The following is a 23,500-nucleotide window of genomic DNA, read 5'->3' on the forward strand; positions in this document are numbered from 1 at the left end:
TTCAAGGTGTTAAATCTTTTCTGAGCCATCATTGACCACGGAGGACGGCTATGAGCGGTTTCGATGAGGATGTGGTAAAGCCCCGCAACAGCGTGGCGCTAAGCGAAGAGGAGCTATCGCTGCTTTCGGTCATCGAGATCGACCAGCGTATAGCGCTGCTGCAATCCGAAATAGAGCGATTGAAGACAGAACGCCTCAAGAAGGGCGATAGCCGCGCTGCGGCAGAAGCATTGTTTCGATAGGAATGGGGTCGTCAACGGAAATGGATACCGGAGCAAAGCAACCGGAACCATTTCCGAGCGACGCGCTTTAGGAACAACAATCATTGATCGCAGCGATCGCTCATCAGCCTCAGCACTGACAGTTCGGCTTCAGACTTCGGGAATAGAGTTTTGCGCATTTACATTCAGGTTCTGGCCCTTCTCTGCGGCACAGCCTTCCTTCTCATAGCTTCGGGACTTCACGGTCTTCTATTGCCGCTGCGCGGCGGTGTGGAAGGTTTCTCAGTGGCATCGCTCGGCATGCTCGGCACGACCTGGGCAGGCGGATTCGTTGCCGGCTGTCTGTTTGCACCGCGCCTTGTGCGCCGTGTCGGTCATGTGCGGGCATTCGGTTGCTTTGCCGCATCGGCTGCGGTTATCGCTCTGCTTTCCGGCATCTTCGTAGATGCCACGATTTGGGTGATCCTGCGCGCCTTCACCGGCTTTTCGATGGCTGGCGCCTTCATGGTCATTGAAAGCTGGTTGAATGAGCGTGCGACCAACGAATCGCGCGGCAAGATTTTCGGCATGTATATGATGGTCAACTACGGAGCCACCATGTCCGGCCAGATGTTGGTAGCGGCAGGCGACGTACGCTCCGATCATCTGTTCATGATAAGCGGCATATTCTTCTGCCTGGCTCTCATCCCGACCGCGATCTCCACAGCCGTCAGCCCCAAGCCACTGACGGAAGTGCAGCTTGATCTCAAGGCGCTCTACAATAACTCACCTGCAGCTTTCGTAGGTTGCATCCTGATCGGCATCGCCAATGGCGCCTGGGGTACGCTCGGAGCTGTCTTCGGTGCGAAGTCCGGCATTTCGACCACCGAAATCGCCTTGATGGTCAGTGTCACCATCGCAGCGGGCGCCTTGATGCAGATTCCGATCGGACGCATTTCCGATCTGGTCGACCGGCGTTTCGTTCTGGCAAGCGTTGCGGCGCTGGCGGCACTGGTTGGCCTCATAGCCTTCCTCGTCGCTCCATCCAGCGGCCCGGTCATCATTACGATGACCGGATGCTATGGCGCACTTGCCTATGCACTCTATCCCGTTGCCGTCGCCCACGCCAACGATCATGCGACATCGGAAAGCTTTGTGAAAGTATCGAGCGGGCTTCTGCTGCTTTACGGCTTCGGCACGATGCTCGGGCCACTGCTGGCAGCAGCGGCCATGGATATTTTCTGGCCGTCCGGCCTCTTCGCCATCACCATGCTCGCGCATATTTCCATCACCGGCTATGCGTTGTTCCGTTCACGCAAGCGTGCATCCGTCCCGAAAGAAGAGAAAGACCAGTTCAAGAGCATGCCTTCCGAACGTGGGGCAACACCGGAAGCGCTGAACCTCGATCCAAGAGCTGAGACGGAAGGGTGACGGGCGCTGAAAATGACCGTCGATAAATAGAGCCGGTTAAATAGTTGAATCAATATGTTCGGCGGCTGTGTCACAGCCGCCAATACTGAATTTTGGCATCTTCGCTTGGGAATGCAAACTGCATTCACGACAAAGAAATACCAGCTCGTCAGAGCCGTTCGGTCTCCAATGTCGATGGCTTGAGACGCCTTATCAAACCGCGATCTAAGCGCGGCTTCCCTGTTAGTGACGTGTTACCTGGGATCTCAGTTTTTCGATCTGGTCCTTGAGCATAAGCTTCTTGCGCTTGAGAGATGCAACGTGCAGGTCGTCCATTGCCGGTGACGCTATGGCTTCGGAAATTTCCTGCTCCAGAGCGCCGTGCTTTTTTTCGAGCGTGGCAAGATGGGACTCGATAGCCATCATCAGATCTCCTTTGGTTGATTTCCCTTATTTACGGAACAGCGCAGACCTCGTTTGTCCGTTTACCCGCTATCCCGTCATTCAACCTGCATGAACGCCCGGCAAACCTCCTGTATTCCGGGCCAAACACGCAGTCCCGGCTGCCTTGGATGCGGTATTGCTTGTCGCCTTCGACAGCCGCCGTCCATGACAGAACCATGACAGTTTGGCATGAGTTTGGTGCAAAGTCGATTTTGTCGTGGTAGCATTTTCCTGACGCGAAAAATGTGATAAGGGCTTCGCCGGAAACGGGCTGACGCCGCACCTTTTATGGTTTGGCGCGGCCCGTAAAACTATTCAACAGAACGGGGCACCGCATGTCCGATCAGGAACAGGCCGAAATCAGATTGGCCGTCGCACGACTGAAACAGGAACACGCGGATTTCGATGCTGCCATAAACGCCATGATAGCGGTTGGCTGCGACCAATTGCGCGTCCAGCGCATGAAGAAGAAAAAACTCGCAATCAAGGACAAGCTGCAGGAGATGGAAGATCGGGTGATCCCCGACATCATCGCCTGAATGTCCATAATGATCGATGATAGAGCCGGGGTTCGCCCGGCTTTATCATTTTAATATCACCCGAAACATGCACGAAAGAAGCGGAGCAGGAAGATCAATGAGCGTTACTGCCGATGTCGCCATCATCATGGGAAGCCAGTCCGACTGGGAAACCATGCGCCATGCAGCGGACACACTGGAAGCACTCGGCATTTCCTTCGATGCCCGGATCGTTTCCGCGCATCGCACGCCTGACCGGCTCGTTGCCTTTGCCAAAGGTGCCAAGGCGGAAGGGTTCAAGGTCGTTATCGCAGGCGCGGGCGGCGCGGCTCACCTGCCCGGCATGGCTGCAGCCATGACACCGCTGCCTGTCTTCGGCGTTCCGGTCCAGTCCAAGGCGCTTTCGGGTCAGGATTCGCTCCTCTCCATCGTGCAGATGCCAGCTGGCATTCCCGTCGGCACGCTCGCCATCGGTCGCGCCGGTGCGGTCAACGCCGCCCTTCTCGCCGCCGCCGTTCTGGCGCTTTACGATGAGGCGCTTGCAGCCCGCCTCGATGAATGGCGCACTGCGCAAACGGAAAGCGTGGCTGAGCGCCCTTCAAACGAGGCCTGATATGAACAACTCCGCACTCAATTCTGTACTCAGGCCCGGTGCAACCATCGGCATCATCGGCGGCGGTCAGCTCGGCAGAATGCTTGCCATGGCCGCAGCACATCTCGGTTTTGAAACGGTAATCCTGGAGCCACAGGCCGATTGCCCGGCAGCACAGGTTGCCAATCGCCAGATCATTGCCGCCTATGACGATCCGAAAGCGCTTGCAGAACTTGCAGCAGCGTCCGACGTCATTACCTACGAGTTCGAGAACGTGCCGGTCAGCGCTGCCGACAGGCTGGCCGAAACCGCTCTGGTCTTTCCTCCCCCGGCAGCGCTTGAAGTCTCGCAGGATCGCTTTACAGAAAAGCAGTTCCTCAACTCCAGCGACATCGAGACGGCACCCTGGCGTCTTGTGGACGATGAAGAGACCCTGATTGCAGCTCTGGGCGCACTTGGCGAGCGCGGCATCCTGAAGACGCGGCGTCTTGGTTATGACGGCAAGGGACAGGTCCGCCTGACATCACTCGACGAGTCCGAAGCTCACAAGGCGATTCTCGCGATCAATCGTGCCCCGGCCATCCTCGAAGGCTTCGTCGATTTCGAGTGCGAAGTTTCGGTGATTGCAGCACGTGATCGCTCCGGCAATGTCGCAATCTTCGATATTGCCGAAAACGTTCACAAGGACGGCATCCTTGCGACTTCGACCGTACCGGCTGCCATTTCCGAAAACACGGCCGAAGCGGCTCGCAAGGCCGCTGCAAAGCTTCTGAACGCGCTTGATTATGTTGGCGTGCTGGGACTTGAGTTCTTCGTCCTGAAGGATGGCACGCTACTGGCAAACGAATTCGCCCCGCGTGTCCATAATTCGGGCCACTGGACGGAAGCGGCCTGCGCCATTTCGCAATTCGAACAGCATATCCGTGCCATCGCCGGTCTGCCTTTGGGTAACACCGACCGGCATTCGGATTGCGTGATGGAAAACCTGATCGGCGACGATGTCGAGAAGGTGCCAGCGATTCTCTCTGAAAAGGATGCCGTGCTGCATCTTTACGGTAAAAAGGAAGCACGTCCGGGCCGCAAAATGGGCCATGTGACGCGCATTCACCCCCGCGGGAAATAATGTTCATCGGGAATCCCGTCGATTCCCGATGAATCTTTGCCACCTGCCAAGAATTTCAGCTCCAGTGCCCTGAATCTGCGGCTCAGGAGTTGACATTTGCCTGAAACCTTGTGTATTTCGGCCAACCCTTCGGGCATCTAACAGTGCCTGTAATCAATTGGCGCCTCGAGCGCCTGTTTTTATGAAGCCCCGCGGCATCTGCACGTCAACGGGCCAACAAGACCGGTGATTGACATGAAGATCAAGAACTCGCTTAAAGCGCTCAAGGGCCGTCATCGTGACTGCCAGCTGGTCCGCCGCAAGGGCCGCGTTTACATCATCAATAAGACCGCCCCGCGCTACAAGGCTCGTCAGGGCTAATCTTATTTCTGATTTTGCATTTGACGTTTCGCTGCGCATGGTAAAATCTATGCGCATGCGGAACGTTTTTGCATGTCTGGTTTCTTTTTCTGTACTCGCGTCGCTTGGTACGACGATGCCTTTGGCTTATGCCGAAGTGGCACCCGGCAAAATACCGCTCACCGCACCTCTGACACCCGTTCAAACCGGTCCCGACAGCGAACAGAAACCTGCCCCCGAAAAGCCCGCACCAGCGGCAACCCAGACGCCTGAAGAGCGTCTCGACAAGCTCTTTGCCGATCTTCGCCGCACGACGGACGAAGCCAAGGCGCGGCGCATTGCTTCACAGATCAATACGCTGTGGTCGCAGTCAGGCAGCGCAACAGTCGATCTTCTGATGCAATGGGCCAATGCGGCGATGCTCGAGCGGCGTTATCCCTCGGCAATCGACTTCCTGAATGAAGCGATCGCGCTCGACCCGGAATATGCGGAGGCCTGGAACCGCCGCGCTACGGTCTATTTTCTGCAAAAAGACTACGCCCACGCCATGTACGATATCAATCGTACCCTGGAGCTGGAACCGCGCCATTATGGCGCCCTGACCGGCATGGCGGCCATCTTGCGCCTGCGCGGCCTCAAGGAACAGGCGCTAAAAGCCTATGAGCAGGCTCTCATCGTCTATCCGATGATGCGCGACGCACAGAAGAACTTCAACGATTTGGCCGACGAACTGACGGATACGCGGACTTAGAGCCTGTTCTAGAAGTCGCCTGTATCGCTTTTTGATTCAGGCTCTTAGAACGGCTTCTGCCTCCCCACAAAACATTCTCAAAATTCGGCAAGACCAAAACAAAAAACGCGCTCCAAAGGAGCGCGTTTCTTTAGATGCCGTCCGCCATAACTGGATGAGATTTCGGCTGTGGCGAGCCGGAATCGAAGATGGGCGCTTTAGCGACCAAACTGGTGGAGTTTGAGAACCGGAGCGGAATGTACTGTTGGGTACATGAACACCGGAAGCGCAAAACAACGCCATTTGCCGGCCGTCACGGCTGGCATATTTTCAGTTTAAATGCCTGACTTTCCGTCTGGTCCAATATAGGCGATGCGCAGCATGTTGGTCGCGCCCGGCGTGCCGAATGGGACACCTGCGGTAATGATGACGCGGTCGCCAGCTTTGCCAAATTCTTCATGGAAGACAATTTCGCAGGCATGGTTGACCATATCTTCCAAATCATGCGCATCGGCGGTCACCACGCAATGCAGGCCCCAGACGAGCGACAGCTTACGCGCAGTATCGACGACCGGCGACAGGGCGATGATCGGCGTGCGCGGACGCTCGCGAGCGGCGCGCAGACCGGTCGTGCCGGAAGCGGTGTAGGTGACGATGGCCGAAAGCTTCAACGTCTCTGCAATCTGGCGTGCAGCAAGCGAAATCGCGTCGGCACCCGTTGGTTCTGGCGCAGCACGCTGCGCATCGATGATGGTCGAATAGGTCGGTTCCTTTTCAACCTGTTCGGCAATGCGGTTCATGGTGGCAACGGCTTCGACCGGATACTGGCCCGAAGCCGATTCCGCCGAAAGCATGATCGCATCGGCGCCTTCAAACACAGCGGTTGCAACGTCGGACACCTCTGCACGGGTCGGGACCGGAGCCGTAATCATCGATTCCAGCATCTGGGTAGCGACGACGACCGGTTTGCCAGCGCGGCGCGCCTTGCGGGTAATCTGCTTCTGAATGCCTGGAACGCTTTCAAGTGGCACTTCAACGCCAAGATCACCGCGCGCAACCATCAATGCGTCCGAAAGCTCGATGATTTCATCGAGACGCGTCACGGCTTGCGGCTTTTCGATCTTCGACATCAGGCCGACCTTGCCGCGCGAAACCTTGCGTACCTCGGCCAGATCTTCCGGACGCTGGATGAAGGAAAGCGCAACCCAGTCAATTTCTTCCTTCAGGACGGCATCGAGATCCTTACGGTCCTTTTCCGTCAGCGCACCGACGCCGAGCGTCGTGTCCGGCAAGCTGACGCCCTTGCGGTCCGAAATACGCGTTCCGGAAATCACCTTGCAGCGGATCGACTTGCCGTCGCTTGCCTCGGCAACCAGATGCAGCTTGCCGTCATCGATCAGCAGGCGATGCCCCGGTTCAACAGCTTCAAGAATTTCCGGATGCGGAAGATAGACGCGATGTTCGTCGCCAGGCGCTTCATTGTTGTCGAGGGTGAAGGTCTGGCCGGGAACGAGATCGACCTTACCGTCCTTGAACTTGCCAACGCGCAGCTTCGGGCCCTGAAGGTCGGCGAGAATGCCGATAGGGCGGCCCAGTTCCTTTTCCACATTACGGATGCGCTTGACGAGGGTGCGCATCAGGTCATGGTCGGCATGACTCATATTGATGCGGAACACATCCGCGCCTGCCTCAAACAGCTTGCGGATGACGGCTTCTTCACCCGACGCCGGACCTAGCGTGGCGAGAATCTTGACCTTGCGGTTGCGCTTCATTGACTATTCGTTCCTGTAACGGTGGGGTTTGCTGTCGGCGTTTCATCGGTGAGCTGAACCATCCAGCTCGATTGTTCCCCGGTGTCGTATTCCTGAAAGCCGTTGCGCTGGAAACCGCGCGCGAAGCAATCCTGGACGCCAGTAATACGGAATTCTTTCTCGGCCACGCACATATTGACCTTGCCCTCCCAGCGTCCGCCGCCCTGAGCGTCTTCGGCATAGAGGTAATAATAGCGCGATGTCAGCGGCCCCTCGATGAGGGTTTTGCAGCTTGATCCGTCGATATGCCACCAGCCTTCGGTCACCCAGCCGGTTTTGGCTCTGTAGCCGATGGACACACCAACCAGGTTCTGGGTTGCATTGCATACGCGGAAATCCGCACGAGCCTCTATGGATGTCATGCCCAGCGCAGTCATCAGCACACCGGCAAACAAAACTAGAGATAGTGGAAGTCGCATACGCAGAACCCCTTCAGCCCGCTATCGGTTTTATCGAACAATTTATATTGCACAGGGAAATCCCATCTCGGGCAAATCCCATCTCGGGTCGCTCTCTTTTCGGCAGTTTCGCCTTTGATGTCAACGCAATCCCATTGAGAACAGGTACTCTTCATCAAAGAATGATCGTTGCAATCCGGGCTTTCTCATGACAGACCTGAAACAGCTTCCCGCACAACACAGAAATAATCCCCTTATTTAGCCTCGGATTTCGCTCCATGCCGCTTCAATCCGGATCAACCGCTTCGCCGCCATTCTCACCGGCATACAGTGTCGACGGCGATTTTAGTCTCGGCCTGCTCCTGACCGCCGATCATGCACGGCGTGATGTTCCAGCCGAATATGGCACGCTTGGTTTGCGGACAAGTGAATTCGACCGGCATATCGCTTATGACATTGGCGTCGAGAATCTGACCCGCAAACTTGCAACCCGCCTGAACGCGCCTGCCGTCCTTGGCGGCTTTTCACGCCTTTTGATCGATCCCAATCGTGGCGAAGACGACCCGACGCTTATCATGCAATTGTCCGATGGGGCGGTCATTTCCGGCAATTACCCAATGTCGACAGGTGAACGCGAGGAACGGCTTGAACGCTTCTATCGTCCCTATCACGACACGGTCGCGCGAGCGAGCGAACGCGTGGTGGCTGAAAGCAGGGCAGCGCCTTTCATCGTCTCGATCCATTCCTTCACGCCGCGCTGGAAGGAAAAGTCCCGCCCCTGGCAGATCGGCCTTCTCTGGGACAAGGACGACCGCGCCGTAAAGCCGCTTTTGTCGCTGCTGCGTGAAAACGTCGATCTGACGGTTGGCGATAACGAACCTTATGACGGCGCCCTCAAGAACGATGCCATGTATCGCCACGCGACGGCAAAGGGCTTCGCCCATGTCCTGATCGAGGTACGACAGGACCTGATTGCCGATGACAAAGGTGCGACTGAATGGGCTGACAGGCTGGCGCCAATGATCGCGCACATCAACACCTTGCCCGGCATTCACGCGGCCCAGTATTTCGGCTCACGTGCTGATCGCAGTGAGTAACAGGCCTGTCAGGAGAGGCTTTACCCGCTATCCACAGGGCTTGACCCGCCAAATCGGGTCGTGCATCGAAAAAGGCTCTTAATTTTGCCTGCGACTCGCGGGAAAAACGGTCCAGACTTTCGATAAGCGGTTTTCACGCAATGCGTGTCCGCATCATCACAGATTTTGAATTGGAGAACTCCTCGTGAGCGACGACATTACCAGCGAAGCCCAAACCATTGCTGTCGGCCAGTTGCGTGCTTTCATCGAGCGCATCGAGCGCCTGGAAGAAGAAAAAAAGACCATCGGTGACGATATCAAGGAAGTTTACGCGGAATTGAAGGGCTCGGGGTTTGACAGCAAGGTCGTGAGGACCATTATTCGTCTGCGTAAAAAAGAAGACCATGAACGTCAGGAAGAAGAAGCCATGCTGCAGCTTTATATGGATGCGCTTGGCATGAGCTGATTTCGGCTCTTCCCGGAGCCTTCCTTCTTCCCGAAATCGAAACCCGACGGATCGTCCGCGATTCGTATTCAGAGGAAGGGGATAAGGTCTATGGAGTTCAGGAAGCTCGGACGTACCGAACTCAATGTTTCGCCACTTTGCTTCGGTGGCAATGTATTTGGATGGACGGTCGATGAAGCGACGTCTTTTTCGCTTCTCGACCGTTTTGTCGATGCCGGATTCAATTTCATCGACACAGCGGATGCTTATTCCGCCTGGGCGCCCGGAAATGTGGGCGGCGAATCCGAAACCATTATCGGCAACTGGCTGAAATCTCGCGGCCTGCGCGACAAAGTCGTCATTGCCACCAAGGTCGGCTCCGAAATGGGGCCTGACGAAAAAGGTCTTTCCCCGGCCTATATCCGCAAAGCGGTCGATGCCTCCCTCAAACGGCTGCAGACGGATTATATCGATCTCTATCAATCGCACTGGGACGATCCCGAAACACCGTTCGAAGATGTGCTCGGCACCTATAAAGAGCTGATCGACGCAGGCAAAGTGCGCGCCATCGGTGCGTCCAATCTCACGCCTGAGCGACTGACTGAAGCGCTTGATGTCGCCCGGACCAACAATCTGCCACGCTATGAAAGCCTGCAGCCTCTTTATAATCTCTATGATCGAGCAGATTTCGAAAATGGGCTAGAGAAAATCTGCCACGAAAACGAACTCGGCGTTATTTCCTATTATTCGCTCGCAGCAGGGTTCCTGACCGGGAAATATCGTTCTGCTGACGATCTCGGACAAAGCGCACGCGGCAAATCGGTCGAAAAATATCTGACGGATCGTGGTTCGCGGATCATAGCGGCACTCGATGACGTAGCACGAAATCTCGATGTCACGCTTGCGCAGGTTGCAATCGCATGGCTCATCGCGCAGCCATCAGTCACAGCCCCTATCGCCAGCGCCACACGCTCGGCCCAGCTCGGCGAACTGATCGCCGCAGCCGAACTTACACTCAGCGACGATGAAATCGCCTTGCTGAACAAGGCGAGCAGTTAAGTTCGAAGATTATGTCGAAGGGTAGCCCTACCCTTCGATTTCCTCTCGCAGCATTTCCAGCTCCAGCCATTCTTCTTCAATGGCCGCATTTTCGGAGCGCTTCTTCTCAAGAAGATCGGCAGTCTTGGCAAAAAGCGCCGGGTCCTTGGCATAAAGCTGCGGATCGGCGAGCTTGCCTTCCAGCACTACGATTTCCTTCGAGAGAGCGTCCATCTTGCCGGGCAGCGTTTCGAGCGCGAATTTCTGCTTGTAGGAGAGCTTGCGCTTTTCCTCACGCTTCGGCTGCGAAGCGTCCTCTTCCGACTTCTCGTCACTGCGGACGCCTGAGACCTTGACCGAGCGGCGGCTCAAGGCCTGCTCCTTGCGCTGCGCCATCATGTCGGCATAGCCGCCTGCATATTCGAGCCAGCGCCCGTCACCTTCCGGCGCAATCACCGACGTAACCGTGCGATCCAGAAAATCACGGTCGTGGCTGACCAGAATGACTGTGCCAGGAAAACCTGCAACCAGTTCCTGCAGCAGATCGAGCGTTTCCATATCAAGATCGTTGGTAGGCTCGTCGAGGATAAGCAGGTTGGCGGGCCGCGCCAAAACACGGGCCAGCATAAGCCGCGCACGTTCACCACCGGAAAGCTCGCGAATTGGTGTGCGCGCCTGTTCGGGCTGGAACAGAAAGTCCTTCATATAGGACACGACATGCCGCTGCTCGCCATTGACGACAAGGCTTTCGCCGCGCCCATCCGTCAGATAATGCGCCAATGTCTCATCCAGATTGAGACTTTCGCGCTTCTGGTCGAGTTCGGCCATTTCGAGATTGACGCCAAGCCGCAATGTTCCGGAATCCGGCGCAATCTTGCCAGTCAGAAGCGACAGAAGCGTGGTCTTTCCGGCACCGTTCGGACCGACAAGACCGATACGATCGCCCCGCTGCACACGGATCGAAAAATCCTTGACCAGAACACGCTCGCCATAGGCCTTGCTCAACCCCTTGGCTTCGATCACCAGCTTGCCGGATTCCTTGGTATCGCTTGCCGCCAGTACCGCCGTCCCTTGTGCCTTGCGATGATTGCGAAAATCGGCACGCATGGAATGCAGTTCGCCGAGACGGCGCATATTACGCTTGCGCCGAGCGGTGACCCCGTAGCGCAGCCAGTGCTCCTCGCGCGCGATCTGCCGCCCCAGCTTGTGATGGTCGCGCTCTTCCTCTTCCAGCACCTTGTCGCGCCATTCCTCGAAATGGCCAAAGCCCTGCTCCAGACGACGCGTAAGACCGCGATCCAGCCAGACCGTCGCCCGGCTGACATTTTCCAGAAAGCGGCGGTCATGCGAGATCAGCACAATCGCCGAGCGAATCTGGCGCAGTTCGCTTTCCAGCCATTCGATGGTGGTCAGATCCAGATGGTTGGTTGGTTCATCCAGCAGCAGAACGTCGGGCTGCGGCGCGATCACTCGCGCCAGAGCGGCACGGCGTGCCTCGCCGCCGGACAGATGATCCGGCTTTTCGTCGCCGGTCAATCCGAGATGTTCGAGAAGATAAGTGACACGATGCGGGTCATCGGCTGGTCCGAGCCCCGCTTCCACATAGGCGCGCACATGGGCAAAGCCATCCATATCCGGCACCTGCGGGAGATAGCGGACAGTTGCACCCGGATGTTTGAAAACCTCACCCGACGTTGCTTCCACCATACCGGCGGCGATCTTGAGCAGCGTGGATTTACCCGAACCATTACGTCCGACCAGCGCGATGCGATCGCCTTCGCTTACCGAAAGGCTGGCATCTTCCAGAAGCGGCGTGCCTCCGAAGGTGAGCTTGATCTCGTCGAGGCGAAGGAGCGGTGGTGCCATGGTTCTCTTCGATAAACAGGGTTAAAAATTCCGCCCTGCTTGTCCGCGACAAAAGCCGTTCTGTCAAATGGTACGGCACGAAAAGACCCGTGAAAAACAAACAGGCCGGGTTTCCCCGACCTGTCAGCAAACTTATTTATCCAGCTATTCCTGGCCCAGTCATTACTGGCCCAGTGTTACTGGCAAGGCGCTTCGTAGACGCGGCCATAAGGATCGCGGTAACGGCAGTACTGCGTTCCGTTGCGCGTCTGGGCTGCACCAAGGAGCGTACCGGCAACGCCGCCGATAGCAGCACCGGCAAGAGCGCCACGGCCATTGCCGCCAATTGCACCACCGGCGAGTGCGCCGAGTGCTGCGCCACCAACGCCGTACCCGGCCGTGCGCTGTTCATTCGTCGTGCATGCAGCCGTCGAGAACGCGAGCACGCCAGCAACAGCAATCATCGTAAGACGTGACTTCATTGAAACATCTCCTACAAGAGTTGAACTAATCACCGACTTTGCGTCCCCAATTTCGGCGTAAAGCAGATGACACCCGCTTGGCCCATTTACAATACGTTTCGCCTGCCAGCGTCAAGCTCTTTCGATTGATAAGGTTATCGGCCCCGGAGCGGTGTTTCCTCCATCGCCAAGTTGGCGATAAGTATCGCTAATCCAGAACTCGCAGTAACGCGAAGTGTTCCACGAACTACATTGGAAACTGTCCATGAAGAGCCGAATGGCAGTGTCACATTATCTAACGGCCACTCTGCATTCGTGATCGAAAGGCCTTCGATAGTGCTGAAATTGATCACACTGAACGGCGTCCCGTCCGGAAAATCATAAACATAATCTCCGGGCGGCAAAGGCCAGGCCTCCTCGGAACCGCTGGACAACAGCACGTTCCGCCCTTTTGCAGCCTGCGCTGTTGCCATGGTCAGATGCAGAAGCGTGTGATCGGTGCGCTGACCGCCGAAGGCTCCGCAAAGGATCACCCGATCCGCACCCCGCATATAGGCCTCCTCGAAGGCCAGTTCCCCGTCCGTCATGTCCTTGGCAGCAGGGAACCTCTTTTGCGGCACGTGTCCATATTGCACGCGAAGCTCAGCAGAAGCCGAATCGAAATCGCCAAGCCAAAGTTCCGGTTCGACACCAAGAGCAGCAGCGTGCCTGATCCCGCTATCGGCAGCGAGAATACGCGCACCTGCAATTTGGCGTTTCAGGCGATCGGTCACGACCAGATCACCGCCGAGGAGAATGACGAATGTGCTCATAAGCCGCTCATAACACGGGCAAATCCATGCCGGAAGCCTGCATTCGCCGCCATTGCGCTCCCTTGCCCTTCCCGTTGCGAAAGATTATTGTCGCAACCGCTCTAACGGGGTGCCGTCTGCTTTCGCGGATGGCTGAGAGGTCGCATTCCCGGCCAACCCGCTGAACCTGATCCGGTTTGCACCGGCGGAGGGATTAGATGCTCCATAAACGGCGCTCAATCCTCTTGTTGTAAAAGAAAGGAAGTGCCGTGATGCGGCTTTTATCTTTGCTGGCCTTTTCATTCTCCACAGCCCTCGCTTTCACGCCTTCTGCGCAGGCGAAGGACAAGCTCACTGTTTATACCTATGACAGTTTCGTTTCCGAATGGGGTCCGGGCCCGAAGATCAAGGAAAACTTCGAGAAGGAATGCGATTGCGAAGTGGACTGGATCGCTTCGGCCGACGGTGTCGCGCTGCTCAACCGCCTGAAGCTTGAAGGTGGCAATACCAAAGCCGATATCGTCCTCGGTCTCGATACCAATCTGACGACCGAAGCACGCGCCACCGGCTTTTTTGCTCCAAGCGGCATCGACCAAAGCAATGTGAGCATTCCGGGCGGGTTCAAGGACGATATCTTCGTTCCCTATGATTATGGCTACTTCGCCGTGGTCTACGATTCGGAACAAATGCCCAATCCGCCCAAGAGCCTGAAAGAACTGGTGGAAGGCGATGCTTCCCAGAAGATCGTGCTGCAAGACCCGCGCACGTCGACGCCAGGGCTGGGCATGTTGCTCTGGATGAAATCGGTTTATGGCGACGAAGCGGAAGCGGCCTGGCAGAAACTGCAGAAGCGTGTTCTCACCGTCACACCCGGCTGGTCGGAAGCCTATGGTCTTTTCACCAAGGGTGAAGCGCCGATGGTGCTGTCCTATACAACGTCTCCCGCCTATCACATGATTGCGGAAAAGACGGAGCGCTATAAGGCTCTGGCCTATCCGGAAGGTAATTATCTCCAGATCGAGCTGGCCGCCCAGACCACCACTGGTGCGAAAAATCCACTGGCACAAAAGTTCCTGGCTTTCATGACCAGCCCCGGCTTTCAGGATGTTATTCCTGAAACCAACTGGATGTATCCAGCGAGCAAGACATCCACCCCGCTTCCAGCCGCTTTCGACGCGATGCCGAAGCCGGAAAAGACTCTTCTCCTGCCTTCCGACGAAGTAGCCAAGAACCGGAAGTCATGGGTCGATGAATGGCTGGCGGCGACCAGTAAATGACGACATTCCCGGCACAGCACCGCTCGAAAGACGCACCCGCCGCCAGACCGGCTGCGGGCGTACTGGCGCTTGTCTTTCTGGTCGTGCTTGCCGGTGGTGCGCTTGTCGCACTGGCATTCGAAGCGGGCCGCGGTGGTTTTGACGCCGCGGTTAATTTCGACACCTATCTGTGGCGGGTTGCGCGCTTCACGATCCTGCAGGCGATCGCTTCAAGCCTGCTTTCCGTGCTGTTTGCGGTTCCGGTCGCCCGTGCACTTTATGCCGAAGCGAGCTTTGCGGGGCGCGGGCTTATTCTGCGCCTGTTTGCCCTGCCGCTTGCTCTGCCTGCACTCGTCGCAGTGCTCGGCGTCACCAGTATCTATGGTCGCAACGGGTTCATTGCGCATCTGTCAGAAGCCGCAGGACATCCGTTCCAACCGGACATTTACGGTATTACGGGCATATTGATCGCCCATGTTTTCTTCAACATGCCGCTCGCTGTCCGTCTCATTCTTGCAGGCTACGACTCGATACCAACCGATTACTGGAAACTATCCGCGCAGCTTGGCATGGGCAATGGAGCGCGCTTCCGGCTCATCGAATGGCCCGTAATCCGGCGCAATCTGCCGGGCATGATCGGCCTCCTGTTCATGCTCTGCGTGACGAGTTTCACAACTGTGCTGACGCTGGGCGGCGGACCGCGTGCCACCACGCTGGAAGTCGCAATCTATCAAAGCTTGCATTTCGATTTTGATCCGGGTCGCGCGGTCGCCCTCACCTTCACGCAGCTTGCATTGACGTTGCTGGTCCTTCTGGCTCTGCGGATGACCGGTAGTCCGTCTGAAGAAGGCTTCACCCACGCGGCGACACCGCGACGCTACGGCAAGGCGTCAACGGCTGAACGTGTTGCGAACGTCATCGTCATTGGCATAGGTTTCCTCTATGTCGCACTGCCGATTGCCGGCGTTGTCATCTCCGGCCTCGCCGCAGATCTTGCGCGACTTCTGACCGAGAGAACAGTTTGGCGCGCCATTGGCACCAGTCTGGTCCTCGGTTTTTCTGCGGCATTGCTCTCGGTCATCCTGTCACTTGCGCTTGTGTCGGCACGTGAAGCGATGAAAAAAAGCAAGGTCGCCAGTATTTTCGATACGGGTGCCAGCCTGATCCTCGTCATGCCGCCTATCGTCATCGGTGCCGGCTGGTTCATCCTACTTCGTCATTTCACCGATCCGTTCGCGGTGGCACCGTTTATGGTCGTCACCGTCAATGCGGCCATGGCCATGCCCTTTGCCGTGCGTCTTCTACGCCCCGCATGGGATACGGCAGCAAGCCGCCACAACCGGCTTTGCGCACAGTTGGGCATTCGCGGCATCAGCCGTTTCCGGCTCATCGACTGGCCTTCGATCCGCAAGCCTTTCGGCATGGCCTTCGCCTTTGCCATGGCACTTTCCCTTGGCGATCTCGGCACGATTGCCCTGTTTGGCAGTGACGCGCTTTTGACGCTGCCCTATCTCCTCTTGCAGCGCATGGGCAGCTATCGCACATTCGACGCGGCAGGTCTGGCGCTTATTCTCGGGCTGCTTTGCCTCGTATTGATGATGATCGCGGATCGCGCATCCCGAAAGGAAACGCCTTCTCTATGAATGCCCGGATGGATGCCTCGATGAACGCCCCAATAAACGTCCTCGCCGAAATTCGCCTTGATGACGTTCGTTTCAGCTATGGTGAAACCGCCATGCATTTCGATGCGACGATAGAGGGCGGTGTTATTGCTGCAATTGTCGGACCAAGTGGTTCGGGCAAGTCGACACTTCTTAACCTGATTGCCGGTTTCGAATTTCCGCAATCCGGTCGCATCTTCATCGGCGATAAAGACGTCAGTGAACTTTCGCCAGCGGACCGGCCTGTTTCGATGGTGTTTCAGGAAAACAACCTGTTTGCCCATCTGACCGTCGAACAGAATGTCGGCCTCGGACGCTCGCCGAACCTGAAGCTCTCCGCGCAAGACCACGCCGATATTGCGGAGGCTTTGTCGCGTGTCGGGCTCGCAGGCAAAGAACAGCGCAAGCCGGAAGCGCTTTCCGGTGGCGAACGCCAGCGCGTGGCGATTGCCCGGGCTCTTATACGCCAGCGCCCGGTTCTGCTCCTTGACGAAGCCTTTGCCTCGCTTGGCCCAGCGCTACGACACCAGATGCTGGATCTTGTCAGGGAGCTTCAACTTGAAACCCGTATGACGGTGCTGATGGTGACCCATACGCCTGAAGATGCGCTCTATCTCGACGCGGTGTTGCTTTTTCTCGACAGTGGCCGGATTTCCGCAATAGGCCCCGCCACTGAACTACTCTCTCCGACTGGACCGGAAGCATTGCGGCACTATATCGGCGAAAAGCAGAATTCGGCGCTAAACCTCAAATAGAGTTACGGTTGCGGACATATTTTGTTCGCAATCTGCCGGAAGAACCGGCTACAGCTTTCTTATAGTGCCCATGTACGGCTTGTACGCTTTCTGGTCTGTGGCTAGATTTGGCCCCGGATCAAGCAATCTGATTCAGAAGCGAGGATAAAATACTGTTCCGTCAATCGACCCGTTCCCGGGCCTTCCTGTGTCTACCCATCTCCCTGCCAGAATGGACGCAGCACAATTGGCGGAAACCAGCCATCGGTCTTGGCTTGCTTGCGGTCGCCCTGATTTCAGGTTGCCAGTCGATCAATTCCAGCAAGGATCTTGGACTGCAGCCTTCCGACAATCCCGTGACGGTCGACAATGTGACGCGCAATGACCGGCTGGCGCAGCTCGGTGCGCAACAACATCCGCGCATTCTCGCGACCTATGGCGGCGAGTACAAGGACCAGAGGCTTGAACGTATGGTGGCCAAGATCGTCGGCAAGCTGACGACGGTTACCGACAAGCCGGACCAGACCTATCGCATCACCATTCTCGATAGTCCCAATATCAATGCCTTCGCATTGCCGGGCGGCTATCTCTACGTTACGCGCGGCCTGCTTGCACTCGCCAACGACTCTTCCGAAGTCGCCGCCGTGATTGCCCACGAAATGGGCCATGTCATCGCCAATCACGGCATTCTGCGCCAGGAGAAGGAAGCCGAAACGGCCATCGCCGGACGTGTCGCCAGCGAAGTGTTACACAATGAATCTGCCAGCCGCGAGGAAGCCCTGCGCGGCAAGCTTCGGCTTGCGCAGTTCTCGCGCAATCAGGAATTGCAGGCGGATGCCATCGGCATCAAGATGATCGGCGAAGCCGGTTACGATCCGTTCGCTTCGGCGCGTTTCCTGCAATCTATGGAAGCCTATCAGGGCTTTCGTTCGGTTTCGGGCGCGACCGATGCCAGCCTCGACTTTCTTGCAAGCCATCCGGCAACGCCGCAGCGCATCCAGCTTGCGCTTGGTCATGCACGCCGCATCGGCGCACCCGGCGTCGGCACAACCGATCGCGATTCCTTCCTCAACGGAATTGACGGCCTTCTCTACGGCGACTCGCCCAATGAAGGTTATGTCCGCGAACAGACCTTCATCCATCCGAAGCTCGGTGTCACTTTCCGCGCACCAGATGGCTTCACCATCGACAATTCGGCCAATGCGGTCATGGCAAGCGGCCCCGGCGAAGTTGCCATTCGTTTCGATGGCGCATCTCTTCCGGCGGGATCAAACCTTGCCGACTATATCCGCTCGGGCTGGGTAACCGGTCTCGACGACAGTTCGATCCAGACCACCACCATCAACGGGTTGCCCGCCGCGACTGCGCGCGCCAGCGCCGACCGGTGGCAGTTCGACATTGTGGTCATCGGTGCAAACAACAAGGTCTATCGCTTCCTGACAGCAGCACCGAAAGGCAGCAACGCCCTTCTGCCTGCTTCGCAGACGGTCACGCAATCCTTCCGCTTGCTGTCGCCTGCCGAACAGAACGCCATCAAGCCGCTGCGCATCCGCGTCGTGACGGTGAAGCCGGGCGACACGCTGGCCAGCCTGTCGGCACGCATGCAGGGCACCACCCGCAAATTGGAACTGTTCCGCCTTCTCAATGCCATGTCGGCAGGGGCGACGGTTTCGGTCGGTGACCGCGTGAAGCTGATCAGCGAGTAGGTCGTGATGACGGAAACATGCATCCACTCTGTCCTTGCCGGAAAAATCGCTCCTCTCGGACCGCGTAGCGTTCCAAGCGGCATCGACAAACAGCCAGTTACTGGCAAAGTCCGCGTGACTTTCGAGGGGCTGGACTGCGATGCGCAGGGCGACCGGAAAGTGCATGGTGGACCGGAAAAAGCGCTCCATCATTATCCGCACGATCATTATGCGGTCTGGCGCGAAGAAATCGGCGAAAACCCGCGTCTAAGCGCGCGTGGTGCTTTCGGCGAAAACATCTCCACATCGGGTCTGAACGAGCACAATGTCGCCGTGGGCGACAGGTTCCGGCTCGGCAGCGCACTTGTCGAGGTTTCACAGGGCCGCCAGCCCTGCTGGAAACTGAACGAACGCTTTGCAACCGCCGACATGGCCGTGCGCGTGCAGAAGACGGGGCGGACAGGCTGGTATTATCGTGTTTTGGAAGAAGGTAATGTTGAAGCTGGCGATTCGATGATCCTCGTCGACCGCCTTTCGCCAAACTGGACACTGCATCGTGTCTGGCACCTGCTATATGTCGACACACTGAACTATGACGAACTGTCCGTGATGGCGGAGCTTTCGCACCTCGCCGACAGCTGGAAACGCTATGCCGTGCGCCGCCTCGAAAATCGCAAAGTCGAGGACTGGTCGTCGCGGCTTGAAGGCAAGGCCACCGAACCACAAAAGTAAGGAGCCGTTCGGCCCCTCTACTTGTGTTGCGCTGATTGTAACAGCTTACGCCTGATAGGCTGCCAGTTCGTGCTGGCTCAACAAGGCAATCTTCAGCTTCTCCATCGCACGGCTTTCGATCTGTCGCACCCGCTCCTTGGAAATACCAAGCTTTTCGCCCAGCGCTTCGAGCGTCACGCCGTCATCATCAAGGCGACGCTCGCGGATGATGTGCAGCTCGCGCTCATTCAGCGTATCGAGAGCTACATTGAGCCATTGATTGCGACGTTCCATATCGATGGAGCTTTCAGCGACCTCATCCTGCAACGGATGGTCGTCAACCAGAAAATCCATGCGACGCGCTGCACCCGATTCCTCGTTGTTCACTGGTGCCGACAAGGAGCTATCCGGCCCCGAAAGACGGCTGTCCATGATCTCGACATCGCTTGTCGAAACGCCCAGCTGATCGGAAATTTCGCGATACATCTCGGCCTTGGTCATATTGTCGTCGGACTGAGCCAGCTTTGAACGAAGCCGCCGCAGATTGAAGAACAGCGCCTTTTGCGCCGAACTTGTTCCGCCGCGCACGATGGACCAGTTACGCAGGATATAATCCTGCATAGACGCACGAATCCACCACGATGCATAGGTCGAGAAACGCACTTCCCGTTCGGGGTCAAAACGGGCAGCAGCTTCAAGAAGGCCGACATAGCCTTCCTGGATGAGATCGTTCATCGGCAGTTTGAACTTGCGGAAGCGCCCGGCCATGGAAATGACCAGTCGCATATGTGCGGATGTTATGCGGTGAAGTGCGTCCTGATCTTTCAGTTCCTTCCAGCGAATGGCGAGGGCTCGCTCCTCTTCGCGCTCCAGATAGGGAGCCGACATTGCGCTGCGGATCATGGATTGGGAAGAGGCTGCTGTCGCTGGGAGGCTACGCGCAACCATAGGCATGCGATTGGCTGGAACTGCGGAAGAACTGCTCATGGATGACTGCTTCATCTGGTTCTCCTGTTCTGAACTCACGCCCATCGGGCGTTCAGTGGAAGGATATGCCAGTCCCACAAAGACTCATTGGACGAACTTGCGAATTCGCCCAAAATTCCCCGCCAGGCCTATTCTTTGGCCAAAGTAGTTACGCCGCAAAACAAACCCGTTTACGAACTGGTGTCTGGGAGAACGCGTCAGCTGCGATCAGGTTCCCACCAAGCAAGGATAAATCTCTGACAATGCAGGAAGATGACTAGGAAGGTTAATGACTGGCTGCAAAATTCAATAGAATTTTAACTAAGTGGCCCACTCAAAGAGCGGGCCACTTGTCAGATCTCATTTAGATCTGCGTCAATCCTCCGTCGACGACAAGGTCTGTTCCCGTCGAGAAGCTGCTTTCGTCCGATGCAAGGAAAAGGGCTGCAGATGCCAGCTCTTCCGGGCGTCCCAGACGTCCCAGCGGCACATAAGCGGCACTGTTCGTGCGATACGCCGCTGCTTCCTCCGGTGTTGTGACCTGCGACTCAATAATGGGAGTGTCTATCGGCCCAGGGCTTAGCGTGTTCACCCTTATCTTGTTTGCAAGTAGTTCCGCCGCCGCCGAACGCGCGAGAGATCGCACCGCCGCCTTCGTAGCATTATAGACGCTGTAGCCCGGCGTTCCCTTGCTTGTCATACATGTAGAAAGAAGAATGATCGAACCGCCGTCACGCATCACGGGAAGAGCTCCCTGGACGGTGAAGTATGTACCTTTCACATTGATATCGAACATCTTGTCGAAGTGATCTTCCGAAGCATCGCGGATCGAACTCAATTCCACAACGCCGGCATTGGCGACAAGAATATCGAGACCACCCTCCTCGTTCTGGACTGTTTCAAATAGCCGATCCAAGCTACCCAGATCGGATATGTCGGCCTGAATTGCCGTCGCACCTCGTCCCAGCTTATTTACGGCGGCTTCAAGTTCCGCCTTGCGACGACCAGCAATATAGACAGTCGCGCCTTCCTTGATAAAGCGCTGTGCGATGGCAAATCCAATACCGCTGGAACCACCTGTGACAACGGCGACTTTGGAAACGAGCTTACCCATGAAATCCTCGCTTGGGTTCATTGAACGACAGGGAGCCGCAGGTCCATGCGCGATATTGCGCATACCCTGCCTGACAGCTAGATATGACGAACCCGTGGAGGTTTAAACTGAAGATAAACGCACAACCCTCGTGAGAAAACGCACCATGGATCACTGGAATGAGGTTCGCATGTTTCTCGCGGTCGCTCAGGGCGGCACGGTTCGCGCTGCAGCAGATGCGTTGGACGTCAATCATGCCACGATCATACGTGGTATCAGTCGGCTGGAAGAAACACTGGAAACAAAACTGTTCGACAGGCTGGCATCCGGATACCGGCTTACGGATGCGGGAAGCGACATTGTTGAACTCGCAGGACAGATGGCGACAGCCTCATCCCAGATCGAGGCTCGGATTTTTGGGCGCGATCAGCGTGTCTCCGGGCCTCTGAGGTTCACGCTCCCGATTTCAATGGCGACTGACCTGCTGATGCCATCCCTCGCAGATTTCAAGGCCGCCTATCCAGACATTGGGCTGGAAATCGTGGGCTCGACGTCAATGATTAATCTCGTCAACCGCGAAGCTGATGTCGCTTTGCGTGTGGTCGTTGGCGGGAAGACGCCACCCGACAATTTATACGGAACAAGACTCTGCCAATTCCATATGGCATTCTACATTCATCGAAATCTGATGACACAACCGTCACCAGCTTCCGCAACCTGGTTGCTGGGACCAAACGAAAATGCCCCATCAGATTGGGAGTCAGCGACCGGGATTAAAATGGCTGCCAATCCGGTCCGCTTTGCGGAGATAGGATCACAGTTTCAAGCAACGCGGGCTGGGATGGGCATCTCGTTTCTCCCATGCTTTCTTGGCGATAGCGAACCGAAACTCATCCGCGTACCCGGAACTGCCAGTTCCTGTGTAGGCGATATCTGGCTACTGACCCATAGCGATACCCGACAAACAAGGCGCGTCCGCCTGCTATGCGATCACGTGCGAAGGGCAATACAGGGATTTGTGGGGCTATTGAATGGCCAAACAATATCTTAGCAGGTCAGACACCGACATCCCCAGACATACAAGGGCAAACAACTCATGAGCGCTGATCCAACAGATCGAGCAAGTCGGCCAGCCGCTCGACGCGATGCATTTTGAAGCAATCTGCTTTCCATCACACGGAGAATGACGCAGGCGAACTCTTCTCAATGGAGAAAAAAAGCCCGGCTATAATGCCGGGCCTTTTTGAAAGAAAGAGAAGTAAAGCTGCTTATGCCGCTTCAACTTCATCGTCATCGAGGTCCGCTTCAGCGTCGGCTTTGCCGCGCTTCGGTCCCTTGGCGAGATTCGCTTCGATCAGACGAACAGCTTCGGTTTCCGAAAGCTTGTTCACGGCAGCGATTTCGCGCGCCATACGATCAAGGGCAGCTTCATAGAGCTGGCGTTCCGAATAAGACTGTTCCGGCTGGTTCTCAGCGCGGAAAAGATCGCGAACGACTTCCGAGATCGAGATCAGATCGCCGGAATTGATCTTTGCATCATATTCCTGGGCGCGGCGCGACCACATGGTACGCTTCACACGTGCGCGGCCCTGTACGACCTTGAGTGCACGTTCAACATAGTCGGTCTCCGACAGCTTGCGCATACCGATGGAAGCGGCTTTGGCAACCGGCACCTTCAGGCGCATCTTGTCTTTTTCGAAATCGATTACGAAAAGCTCGAGCTTGTGGCCTGCCACTTCCTGCTCTTCGATAGTGACGATCTGACCAACGCCATGAGCCGGATACACGATGGCCTCACCGGCCTTGAAACCGCCACGCGCTACTGGAGACTTTTTCTGCTGGGATGACATACGCTTCATTACTCCCTGTTGTGCCCGGCGCGACCCGCCGGTTGACACATGATGTTCGACCGCGCTCCGGAGAAATGAAGCACGGAAGTTGTTTGTCGGCTTGGAACTGAAAACGTATCTGACGGCAAATCTAGCCGACCGGGTGTACGGTGAGGGGGACGACGCCAAATCGCAATCATCTTCCCCGGTGCCATCAGCCCGGTACTAAAGATCAGCCCTTTCAGAGATTAACGCATAGCGCCACGAATTGACGTCCAGTCACCGAAATTATTGGAGCAACCTAACACAATTTCGCGAAAGAATCAACAAATTGCCAAATATGT

General features: G+C 56.5%; 25 protein-coding genes and 1 riboswitch. Of the genes, 16 read left to right on the plus strand and 9 right to left on the minus strand.

Features of this window, described 5'->3' with window-relative positions:
• Positions 1-50 precede the first annotated feature (50 nt).
• Entirely contained in the window at positions 51-242 is a 192-nt protein-coding gene (locus CES86_RS08935) for a DUF1192 family protein (protein WP_010661417.1), read from the plus strand.
• A gap of 150 nt (positions 243-392) precedes the next feature.
• Positions 393-1,631 (plus strand): MFS transporter, encoded by a 1,239-nt coding sequence (locus CES86_RS08940; RefSeq protein ID WP_012091309.1) that lies wholly within the window; start codon positions 393-395, stop codon positions 1,629-1,631.
• A 222-nt stretch (positions 1,632-1,853) separates the two neighbouring features.
• Here CES86_RS08940 and CES86_RS08945 read toward each other — a convergent pair whose 3' ends face one another.
• On the minus strand, positions 1,854-2,036 hold the full coding sequence (locus CES86_RS08945) for a YdcH family protein (protein ID WP_012091308.1): 183 nt from the start codon (positions 2,034-2,036) through the stop codon (positions 1,854-1,856).
• Between the two features lie 353 nt (positions 2,037-2,389).
• On the opposite strand from CES86_RS08945, the gene CES86_RS08950 reads away from it, so the two are divergent.
• The 5 genes from CES86_RS08950 (at position 2,390) to CES86_RS08970 (ending at position 5,377) form a co-directional block, all read left to right on the plus strand.
• Positions 2,390-2,593, plus strand: a complete 204-nt coding sequence (locus tag CES86_RS08950) for a YdcH family protein (protein WP_006471281.1) — start codon at positions 2,390-2,392, stop codon at positions 2,591-2,593.
• Positions 2,594-2,690: 97 nt separating this feature from the next.
• The gene (gene purE, locus CES86_RS08955; RefSeq protein ID WP_010661420.1) at positions 2,691-3,185 is read left to right on the plus strand and encodes a 5-(carboxyamino)imidazole ribonucleotide mutase; all 495 of its coding nucleotides are present in this window, start codon (positions 2,691-2,693) and stop codon (positions 3,183-3,185) included.
• A 1-nt stretch (position 3,186) separates the two neighbouring features.
• Positions 3,187-4,287, plus strand: a complete 1,101-nt coding sequence (locus CES86_RS08960; RefSeq protein WP_094514191.1) for a 5-(carboxyamino)imidazole ribonucleotide synthase — start codon at positions 3,187-3,189, stop codon at positions 4,285-4,287.
• Positions 4,288-4,521: 234 nt separating this feature from the next.
• Positions 4,522-4,647 (plus strand): type B 50S ribosomal protein L36, encoded by a 126-nt coding sequence (gene ykgO / locus CES86_RS08965; protein WP_010661422.1) that lies wholly within the window; start codon positions 4,522-4,524, stop codon positions 4,645-4,647.
• Between the two features lie 37 nt (positions 4,648-4,684).
• Entirely contained in the window at positions 4,685-5,377 is a 693-nt protein-coding gene (locus tag CES86_RS08970) for a tetratricopeptide repeat protein (protein WP_012091306.1), read from the plus strand.
• A gap of 314 nt (positions 5,378-5,691) precedes the next feature.
• Here CES86_RS08970 and pyk read toward each other — a convergent pair whose 3' ends face one another.
• On the minus strand, positions 5,692-7,128 hold the full coding sequence (gene pyk / locus CES86_RS08975) for a pyruvate kinase (protein ID WP_012091305.1): 1,437 nt from the start codon (positions 7,126-7,128) through the stop codon (positions 5,692-5,694).
• Positions 7,125-7,586 (minus strand): DUF1036 domain-containing protein, encoded by a 462-nt coding sequence (locus CES86_RS08980; protein ID WP_010661425.1) that lies wholly within the window; start codon positions 7,584-7,586, stop codon positions 7,125-7,127. The genes pyk and CES86_RS08980 overlap by 4 nt, the downstream gene beginning before the upstream one ends.
• A 257-nt stretch (positions 7,587-7,843) precedes the next feature.
• On the opposite strand from CES86_RS08980, the gene CES86_RS08985 reads away from it, so the two are divergent.
• The 3 genes from CES86_RS08985 (at position 7,844) to CES86_RS08995 (ending at position 10,145) form a co-directional block, all read left to right on the plus strand.
• The gene (locus CES86_RS08985) at positions 7,844-8,662 is read left to right on the plus strand and encodes an N-formylglutamate amidohydrolase (protein WP_094514192.1); all 819 of its coding nucleotides are present in this window, start codon (positions 7,844-7,846) and stop codon (positions 8,660-8,662) included.
• A gap of 184 nt (positions 8,663-8,846) precedes the next feature.
• Entirely contained in the window at positions 8,847-9,107 is a 261-nt protein-coding gene (locus tag CES86_RS08990; protein ID WP_002964837.1) for a DUF2312 domain-containing protein, read from the plus strand.
• Between the two features lie 90 nt (positions 9,108-9,197).
• A complete protein-coding gene (locus CES86_RS08995; protein ID WP_094514193.1) occupies positions 9,198-10,145 on the plus strand; it encodes an aldo/keto reductase in 948 nt (315 codons plus the stop codon).
• 27 nt (positions 10,146-10,172) lie between these two features.
• On the opposite strand, the gene CES86_RS09000 is transcribed toward CES86_RS08995, so the two are convergent.
• The 3 genes from CES86_RS09000 to CES86_RS09015 form a co-directional block, all read right to left on the minus strand.
• The gene (locus CES86_RS09000) at positions 10,173-11,990 is read right to left on the minus strand and encodes an ABC-F family ATP-binding cassette domain-containing protein (protein ID WP_094514195.1); all 1,818 of its coding nucleotides are present in this window, start codon (positions 11,988-11,990) and stop codon (positions 10,173-10,175) included.
• Positions 11,991-12,166: 176 nt separating this feature from the next.
• Complete coding sequence (locus CES86_RS09010) at positions 12,167-12,451, minus strand: hypothetical protein (RefSeq protein ID WP_010661429.1); 285 nt, start codon at positions 12,449-12,451, stop codon at positions 12,167-12,169.
• A 134-nt stretch (positions 12,452-12,585) separates the two neighbouring features.
• On the minus strand, positions 12,586-13,242 hold the full coding sequence (locus CES86_RS09015; protein WP_010661430.1) for a thiamine diphosphokinase: 657 nt from the start codon (positions 13,240-13,242) through the stop codon (positions 12,586-12,588).
• A 95-nt stretch (positions 13,243-13,337) separates the two neighbouring features.
• Positions 13,338-13,452, plus strand: a riboswitch (TPP riboswitch).
• A 41-nt stretch (positions 13,453-13,493) separates the two neighbouring features.
• Here CES86_RS09015 and thiB point away from each other — a divergent pair.
• The 5 genes from thiB (at position 13,494) to CES86_RS09040 (ending at position 19,289) form a co-directional block, all read left to right on the plus strand.
• Positions 13,494-14,498, plus strand: coding sequence for a thiamine ABC transporter substrate binding subunit (gene thiB, locus CES86_RS09020; protein ID WP_094514197.1), 1,005 nt, complete (start codon positions 13,494-13,496; stop codon positions 14,496-14,498).
• A complete protein-coding gene (gene thiP, locus CES86_RS09025) occupies positions 14,495-16,120 on the plus strand; it encodes a thiamine/thiamine pyrophosphate ABC transporter permease ThiP (protein ID WP_094514198.1) in 1,626 nt (541 codons plus the stop codon). Before thiB ends, thiP begins: the two co-directional genes overlap by 4 nt.
• A 20-nt stretch (positions 16,121-16,140) precedes the next feature.
• Positions 16,141-16,893 (plus strand): thiamine ABC transporter ATP-binding protein, encoded by a 753-nt coding sequence (thiQ, locus tag CES86_RS09030; RefSeq protein ID WP_373418753.1) that lies wholly within the window; start codon positions 16,141-16,143, stop codon positions 16,891-16,893.
• A 203-nt stretch (positions 16,894-17,096) separates the two neighbouring features.
• Positions 17,097-18,578: a cell division protease CdlP gene (gene cdlP / locus CES86_RS09035; RefSeq protein ID WP_029376279.1), complete on the plus strand. Its 1,482-nt coding sequence runs from the start codon at positions 17,097-17,099 to the stop codon at positions 18,576-18,578.
• 6 nt (positions 18,579-18,584) lie between these two features.
• A complete protein-coding gene (locus CES86_RS09040; RefSeq protein WP_094514200.1) occupies positions 18,585-19,289 on the plus strand; it encodes an MOSC domain-containing protein in 705 nt (234 codons plus the stop codon).
• A gap of 45 nt (positions 19,290-19,334) precedes the next feature.
• Here the strand turns inward: CES86_RS09040 and CES86_RS09045 are convergent, their stop codons facing one another.
• Positions 19,335-20,270 carry an RNA polymerase factor sigma-32 gene (locus tag CES86_RS09045; protein WP_094514201.1) on the minus strand — a complete coding sequence of 312 codons (936 nt, stop codon included), beginning with the start codon at positions 20,268-20,270 and terminating at the stop codon, positions 19,335-19,337.
• Between the two features lie 328 nt (positions 20,271-20,598).
• The gene (locus tag CES86_RS09050; protein WP_010661437.1) at positions 20,599-21,348 is read right to left on the minus strand and encodes an SDR family NAD(P)-dependent oxidoreductase; all 750 of its coding nucleotides are present in this window, start codon (positions 21,346-21,348) and stop codon (positions 20,599-20,601) included.
• A gap of 145 nt (positions 21,349-21,493) precedes the next feature.
• Between CES86_RS09050 and CES86_RS09055 the strand changes: the two genes are divergently transcribed.
• A complete protein-coding gene (locus CES86_RS09055; RefSeq protein ID WP_094514203.1) occupies positions 21,494-22,378 on the plus strand; it encodes a LysR family transcriptional regulator in 885 nt (294 codons plus the stop codon).
• Between the two features lie 217 nt (positions 22,379-22,595).
• Here CES86_RS09055 and CES86_RS09060 read toward each other — a convergent pair whose 3' ends face one another.
• Positions 22,596-23,177: a CarD family transcriptional regulator gene (locus tag CES86_RS09060; protein ID WP_006471273.1), complete on the minus strand. Its 582-nt coding sequence runs from the start codon at positions 23,175-23,177 to the stop codon at positions 22,596-22,598.
• Positions 23,178-23,500 lie beyond the last annotated feature (323 nt).

The sequence above is a fragment of the Brucella lupini genome, from assembly GCF_002252535.1.
Lineage (GTDB): Bacteria > Pseudomonadota > Alphaproteobacteria > Rhizobiales > Rhizobiaceae > Brucella > Brucella anthropi.